The organism is Candidatus Hakubella thermalkaliphila (genome assembly GCF_013281975.1).
Lineage (GTDB): Bacteria > Actinomycetota > Humimicrobiia > Hakubellales > Hakubellaceae > Hakubella > Hakubella thermalkaliphila.
Window position 1 is genome coordinate 1 of sequence record NZ_BLRZ01000101.1, and the last position, 6768, is coordinate 6768.

At 39.2% G+C, this 6768-nt stretch carries 5 protein-coding genes and 1 tRNA gene; 1 reads left to right on the top strand and 5 read right to left on the bottom strand.

Annotation, left to right across the window (positions count from 1 at the left end; all coding sequences use genetic code 11):
- Positions 1-120: 120 nt before the first annotated feature.
- From HW443_RS08665 to HW443_RS08685, 5 genes are all read right to left on the bottom strand, one after another.
- Positions 121-1881 carry a site-specific DNA-methyltransferase gene (locus HW443_RS08665; RefSeq protein ID WP_176231546.1) on the bottom strand — a complete coding sequence of 587 codons (1761 nt, stop codon included), beginning with the start codon at positions 1879-1881 and terminating at the stop codon, positions 121-123.
- Complete coding sequence (locus HW443_RS08670) at positions 1868-4492, bottom strand: DEAD/DEAH box helicase family protein (RefSeq protein ID WP_176235632.1); 2625 nt, start codon at positions 4490-4492, stop codon at positions 1868-1870. The genes HW443_RS08665 and HW443_RS08670 overlap by 14 nt, the downstream gene beginning before the upstream one ends.
- Entirely contained in the window at positions 4489-4689 is a 201-nt protein-coding gene (locus HW443_RS08675) for a helix-turn-helix domain-containing protein (RefSeq protein ID WP_246273288.1), read from the bottom strand. The genes HW443_RS08670 and HW443_RS08675 overlap by 4 nt, the downstream gene beginning before the upstream one ends.
- Positions 4690-5259: 570 nt before the next feature.
- A complete protein-coding gene (locus tag HW443_RS08680) occupies positions 5260-5622 on the bottom strand; it encodes a phBC6A51 family helix-turn-helix protein (RefSeq protein WP_176235631.1) in 363 nt (120 codons plus the stop codon).
- Positions 5623-5915: 293 nt separating this feature from the next.
- Positions 5916-5992: transfer RNA gene (locus tag HW443_RS08685), tRNA-Met, on the bottom strand.
- A gap of 509 nt (positions 5993-6501) precedes the next feature.
- Here HW443_RS08685 and HW443_RS08690 point away from each other — a divergent pair.
- A partial coding sequence (locus HW443_RS08690) for a 5'/3'-nucleotidase SurE (RefSeq protein ID WP_275942764.1) occupies positions 6502-6768 on the top strand: 267 nt, incomplete at its 3' end.

Genomic DNA, 6768 nt, shown 5'->3' on the forward strand with positions numbered 1-6768 from the left:
GTAGGGGTTTTTTGTTTTGCCTGGCTCAATTTAGGTTAAAAGTGCGGAAGTCGGGAAACTTGCCCGCTTAGGACTTATCCCCTCTATCAAAGTCGCTGGTCAGTGGAGGTTTTTATAAGTCTATATTTCCTTAATAAATAAAACTTCCTCTCCGAGCATATCAATGATTTTAACTGCAACTTTAGTTTTCTTCTTTGGTACTTCTACTTCGTATTTTCCTGAAACTAAATCATTTTTCTTTTCAGGTACATCTGAAAAAATAATGTGAAAAGTATTGCCATCGTAATTATTATCAATTAGGACACAATCAATGATAGACCTAGAATCTGGGATTTTTACTTTAAAGAGTTTATTGTCAATATTAAGTCGCTCAATTATTGTTGGTGATATAAAATCTTTTATCTCTATAATTGCCTTACTATTTTTTCTTTTTATACTGATTTTCGCTTCTGCTGGTTTGTGGATTAAAAAACTTCCGTATTTCTTGTCTGTTTTTAATTCAATTATTCTAATCTTATTTACAGGATGTTTCTTATTCCATTCATCAATCCATGGGTCAACTGCTAATTCTTTGCCAAGACAGACAATAGTTATATCTCTATCCTCATCAGGTCTTTTCTTTAACTCATCCTGAATAAGTTCCAGGTCTAAAAGGGTTAAGGGATGATTAAAGTCAATAATCTTTACAATATTCTTCCCTAAATATCCATCAAAGAATCTATCGGTTCTTGTCCGCTGGATACCGATATGCTGGGCTGCAAGTTCAATTGCTTCGGTTTGTAAAAGTCTTAAATCATAGTCATTGACTTTATAGAGAGAAAATGTTGGGTATTTTGTTTCTTCCTTTTTTATCTGCTCAGAAATTATCCCCTGTAACCTCTCACTTGTTAACTGTATTGCCCCTTTATTTATATCACAACCAATCCACCGCCGGCTAAGGTTTTGGGCCACTCTTGCAGTCGTGCCTGAGCCAATGAAACAATCGAGGATTAAATCGCCTTCATTTGAAGAGGCTTTAATGATACGTTCAAGTAGACCTTCAGGTTTTTGGGTTACGAAACCAGTATATTCACTCGAAAAACTTACAACTTGTAAAGATGTAACCCCTTCCTGTGGAAAAACTCCCCAAACATCTTCTATCGCAAAACCTTTTCCTTTAGGTCTTCCCATCCATCTTTCATAATCTGGTGGATAAGGTGTATACATTTTGTTAAACACTACTTTATTCTTATTTTTACCATAGTACAAAATTGTTTCATGATTTCTAATCCAATTATCTGCTGTAGATTTGTATCCAGACACCCATCCAATTCTCCAAATTATTTCTCTAATAAAATTATCTTCCCCAAATATTTCATCCATTAATAATTTGATATAATGCGAAACATGCCAGTCTAAATGCACATAGATAGACCCTGTTTCAGAAAGCAACTCCTTCAACAACATCAACCTCTCATACATAAACTGCAGATAGGTATCGTTATTCCAGATATCAAAATACATTGTCTGTTGTAGGATTGATGCCTCATCCTCTGCTATTCTCCCTAACTTCTTTAACCCTCTTAGCTCTACTTTTCTCACATAATCCGCACCACTCTTGAATGGTGGGTCTATATAGGTCAAATCAATCTTTCCTCTAAAACCCAATTCTAAGAGTGTAGCTAAAACATCTTTGTTATCCCCATGAAATAGAAGGTTCTGCCAGTTATCTTTCAGTTCATCATAGGTTGGTGTGGTAACAATTCTTCCTGTATTTAATGGATCAAAGACTTCTACAAGCTGGGTGGGGAAACCTTTTACATAATCAAGTGGCTTCTTTCCCACCCAGTTAAGCATAGGTCTCCCTTTGGCAGGAGTGACTTTGATTTTATTTTCTGGCATTTTTGCCTCCATATTCATAAATTGCTTCTTTAACTTTATTTATATTCTCAAATCCTATCTCATCCCTATCAGTGACCAAAATTTCATATTTCAACCTATCTGGATTCAATCCCTCTATTTCCTTTATTGCTTTTTCTTTTGCCTCGTCTCTGAAGATTTCCGCTTTTATTTCAACAATGAGCATTTTGCCATTTTTCTTTTTTATCAAGAAGTCTGGCGTGTAATTATGCCATCTGCCATCTTTGCCTTTGTATTCAAAGATAAAATCGGTCTTGTCTGGATCATTTATTGCTCCGGTAAAGTAAATATCCTCAATATCTGCAGGGTCTTCATTTAACATCACTAATAATTGTTCAAAGAAATCTTTTTCTGGATTAGAATCAAAATTATAAGGAGTGTAATGGAAACCAAATTCTAATTGATACCAGCCTTTATTCAGCTCTTTGAATCTTTCATATTTTAATAATAGATTTTCTTGACCTTTGTGGTATACAATCTCAGTTGTGTATATAGTTTTTTCGTCTCTTTCTTCTTTGTTGAAATTTTTAGGCTTAACCAAAGCAAGGGCGATTTCAACTTCCTCTTCTGTTATGTCGTAATTTTTAAGTTTTTCTTCCAATTGTTTTCTAATCTCAAAGGCATGGCTTTCCGGAATTTCTCCATCCGGGTAAAGCTCTTTTATTCTTTCATAAATTGTCATAAGTGATAGTCTGTATAAAGATGACAGTTCAACAGCAAAGGAATAAACATCAACAAAATCTTCCTCTATTATTAATTTTTCTTCTTTATGGGTTATTAATACGCCCTTTCTATCGGGGATGTCTTTTAAATCGTAAACTGTTTTTTTAGACTCTTGAGTTTTAATTTCTGGCTTTTGGATTTCTATCTGCTTAAAATCTACCTTTTTATCAAGGGGAATGACCTTTCGTATTTTCTTTTTAAGTAATACTGGAGGAATTTCTGTCTTTCTCAAGATTAACCTTTCTTTTCTCAGGTCAGGCGATGCTAAATTTAGCTCCTGAAGCGTTTCTCCATAGGTTTCTTTTAGCTGTGAATCTAAGATTTTTACATTCTGTTTAGACAGGTATATTTTTGCTTTGTGAATATTTCTGGGTGTTTGTCTTAAGCACCGGGAGGCGGCTTGAAGGCAAAAATTGTTACTTGCTTTAAGTTCCCTTGCTAAGGCGGTTGCGTATAAAGAGAGGCAATTCCAGCCCTCGGTTCCCTTATTAACAAGAAGGAAAACACGATAAGGCAAGTATGGATCATTTATTCTGTTATCAAATAAGTCTTTTATCTCATCTTTTGATTCATTGTGGACTTCCAGGACAATGGACGGGTCTAAACCAATTTCTACTAATGTCTTCTCTGCAATTGGCTTGGCATTTCGCAGGTCATCTATCTTAGGAAAATAAATGGCGAGTTTTGCAGGAGTACCATCATAAATTTTTACATCTTTATAGTTATTGAAAAAATCAATAATTATATCTCTGATAAAATGTTCATCTTCTACCTCAGGGTAGGCTACAATATTGCCCCTTACTTCTTTTAATATTCCATCTTTAATGCCCTGCGATAAACCATACCAGTAAATTACATCCTTTAAAATCTGTTTTCCATAGTAAGGCGTTCCTGTGGTGTTTACCACAACCAAAAGGTTTGTCTTTTCTGCAAGGTAATCAACCGTTTGCCTTACTCTTTTTAATTCTTCACCAAGTGCCTGTCCATAAGTGTGATGTGCCTCATCAGAGAATATAGCGAGATTTGGAAGGGAAGCGATTGTTTGAAGTCTTCGATTGGCTACTTCTTGTTTTATGACATCCTCTTGGGAGGAGTTAGAAAATAGATCCCTAATCAAGGACTTAGTAATTGTTTGTTTTTGAATCCTTATTTTTTCGGTATTAGTAACCACTACATTAAAACTACTCTCCCTAATTATAGGGATGTCTTTTTCTCCGTCCCTGGTATAGGTAAATTTCACTAATGTGATAAACTCCTTAGATAACCTGGGCGGAAGAATCTTTTCATAAGGAATATCAGAAAGTTCTTTTAACGCACCTAATATAGTTTTACCGGGGGCAAAAACTAAAGCATTCTTAACAAAGCTTGTGTTTTCAGGGTATTCGAGTGCCATTGCAAATTCGGTAGCAATAATTGTCCCTATAAGCACAGTTTTACCTGCTCCCATTGCTAAAGCTAATATGTAGCTGGGATAACGCAATGAAAGTGTTTCTCTAAGGGCTTCCAGTTTGTATTCTCTGACAAAATCGTCATCTTTCCTTATTTTTTCAAATATTGAGTCTATCCCTCCCTTACTCATAATTTTTATTAAGTCGTCTTGAGAGATGGAAATATTTAAAGCCTTGAAAAGCTCTACTGGATCATCATAAAGTCTTTTGTACAAATCAAAAATATGTGGAGTTCCCTCAACAAGTCTTAAATACCAGTACGTTTCAAGGGCTTCAAATTGTGCCTTTCTTAAAAACCGTAGATTTCCTGTTTCTGGGTTAAAATTGAATTCCAGAATTTCGGAAATAGTGGGAAATTTGGATTGATAGTTATTCCTTCTCCATTCACGTACTTTTGATTTTGAAACGTTATAAAGAGTCATAACGGTTCCTTTTTCTTTATATTTTCAGTAGATTCATTCTCAATCCATTTATCAATAACATCTTTCTTAAACCGCCACTGACCAGCGATTTTGATCGAGGGGATTTGACCAGAGCGGGCAAGTTTATAGATGGTGTGCTCATGCATCTGTAGATATGCAGCCACCTGTTTAACTGTCATTATTTCTTTTTCCTTCATGACCATATCTCTTTTATCATATTACAAAATGCACCAAAATAATACAAAATAAAACAACAATTGTTCAAGGGATTTTTGAGAAAATCAGAAGAAAAATCTCCTTGAGGGGAGCAGGCACACAAAGGGCGTTGCGGAAGACCCAAACGGGCTGAAGCCGACCGACTGTGACTGCGGCTGGGTGGGGGAAGCAAGTGCGAGCCTTGCGATGTGGGACTTTCGGCTTGTTATTGCGATAGCAAGAGCGTGGACGAGCCTGAGCGACTACCTTAATTTGTCTTTTCCTTAATTGATAATTCAGTGAACCAACAGATTGAACCTGTCTTACTATAAAAGGAGCGAAAGCAAAGACACAGCCACAGCCGAAGGCTGGGGCAAGCCGAAAAAGATAGTTTTAATTCTTCATTATTGTATTTTCAAACCTTAAATGTAGTGTGCGAAAATTGTCCAGAATAGGGTACCAGAAAGGGTTGAACTACGAGGATAAAAGTCGATTTTTGGTTTGACAGCCGTGTGCCAAACGTATAGGTAGGAAAATTCCGCGGGGCTCCGAGGGGGTCCCCTTCAGAGGCCCTAAGAAGCCCCACAAGAGGCCACAGCCTCCTCTCCCTCATCCCAGGAGATAACCACTTTAACTTCTTGCTCCGGCTCTTTCCTCAGTTTACCGGTCTGCTGTAAAATGAGCTTGATGGCGCTGACGTCGCCCTTGCGAGCTTGCCTGGCCAGGGCCCGGAGGACGGGAGCCAGTTCCCCCTTCAGATGCACCTTAGCCAGCTCATAGACTGCATCCCAAAAACCTTCCTTCTCTTGCCAGCGGAATAGGGTGCGCAAGCTCACCTTGATCTCTTGGGCGAACTGACTTTTGCTGCGGCTCTCTTCAGGGTCAGCCAAAAACTTGATGTACTTGAGTTGCTTTGGGGTCCAATTTCTTGACATGCCTAAATTATAACACGCCGGCCCTCAAAGCTCATAATCACCCAATGACAGGCTTCCCTTCCACCCCTTAGGGCTAAAAGCATTTTCTTGGTCTGATTAAGTCTATACTGCCAGAGAGTCCTTAAGCGTTTCTCTGTAGCGTTTTGGGGCTCTCCTAGCCTTTTGTAGAGTCTCCTCTAAAGGTGCTTCTTTTGCGACGACAGTTACATTAGCAAAATATTAGCAGACAGCCATCTAGCCAAAAGAAAAGCCATTTCCCTTTCGGGCGAATGGCCTCTGACTAGGACTTTTGTTGGTAGCGGGGGCTGGATTTGAACCAGCGACCTTCGGGTTATGAGCCCGACGAGCTACCAGACTGCTCCACCCCGCGTCGTTATTCCTGATGGATTTCAGTATATCATAGGACGACAGGTCTTTGACACTCCCCCCCACTGAAGGCGGAGGATTCTCAGGATTACTCCTAAGCAACACAGGCTACCACCTGTGGCCAGTGCCATAACGGCTCCTACAGGGATTACTCCCTGATACTTGGAGAATATTTATGGTGGTGTCCAACCACCGTCGAAACACTCTTTGCGGGTTTCGACAAAAAGCTATCTTGTCTCATGTTAGCATATCTGGAGAAAGTCCTCAAGGGGGGCTGGTTCATCCCCTCGCTAAAGCAAGGGGCTTTCTCAGCGCAATTTTGTAAAGGAGAGTGCGCTGTGTTCGTATCATGGTAAACGGTTAATGGACTTAGCGCATAGGCAACTCTCACGGGCTTATTGACGCTTCCTCACGGCCCTGTTATACTAGCACTATAACGAACGTATGTTCGTTTGTCAAGGGCTGGCCTTTGTAGTAAGATAGAGAAAATCAAAGAGCAAGAATCGGAGGTTAATGAAGTTCATGAAGGTACTTTTGACTAACGATGACGGATATGGCGCCCGAGGTCTGCGGGCTCTTTACTCAGAGATAACCAAAATAGCTGGCACTATCATCATTGCTCCCGAAAAGGAAAGTAGCGCCAGCGGCCACGCCATAACCGTCTTCGACCCCATAAGAGTTGAGGAAATTTACGATAACGGCAATGCTATAGGTTACGCTGTGGCCGGCACTCCTGCCGACTGCGTAAAGCTGGGCCTCACGGTCATCCTGAAAGAAAAA

Excerpts from the sequence above, each read along its gene's own strand:
- HW443_RS08665 (WP_176231546.1), bottom strand. The coding sequence starts at position 1,881 with ATGCCAGAAAATAAAATCAAAGTCACTCCTGCCAAAGGGAGACCTATG.
- HW443_RS08670 (WP_176235632.1), bottom strand. The coding sequence starts at position 4,492 with ATGACTCTTTATAACGTTTCAAAATCAAAAGTACGTGAATGGAGAAGG.
- HW443_RS08675 (WP_246273288.1), bottom strand. The coding sequence starts at position 4,689 with ATGAAGGAAAAAGAAATAATGACAGTTAAACAGGTGGCTGCATATCTA.
- HW443_RS08680 (WP_176235631.1), bottom strand. The coding sequence starts at position 5,622 with ATGTCAAGAAATTGGACCCCAAAGCAACTCAAGTACATCAAGTTTTTG.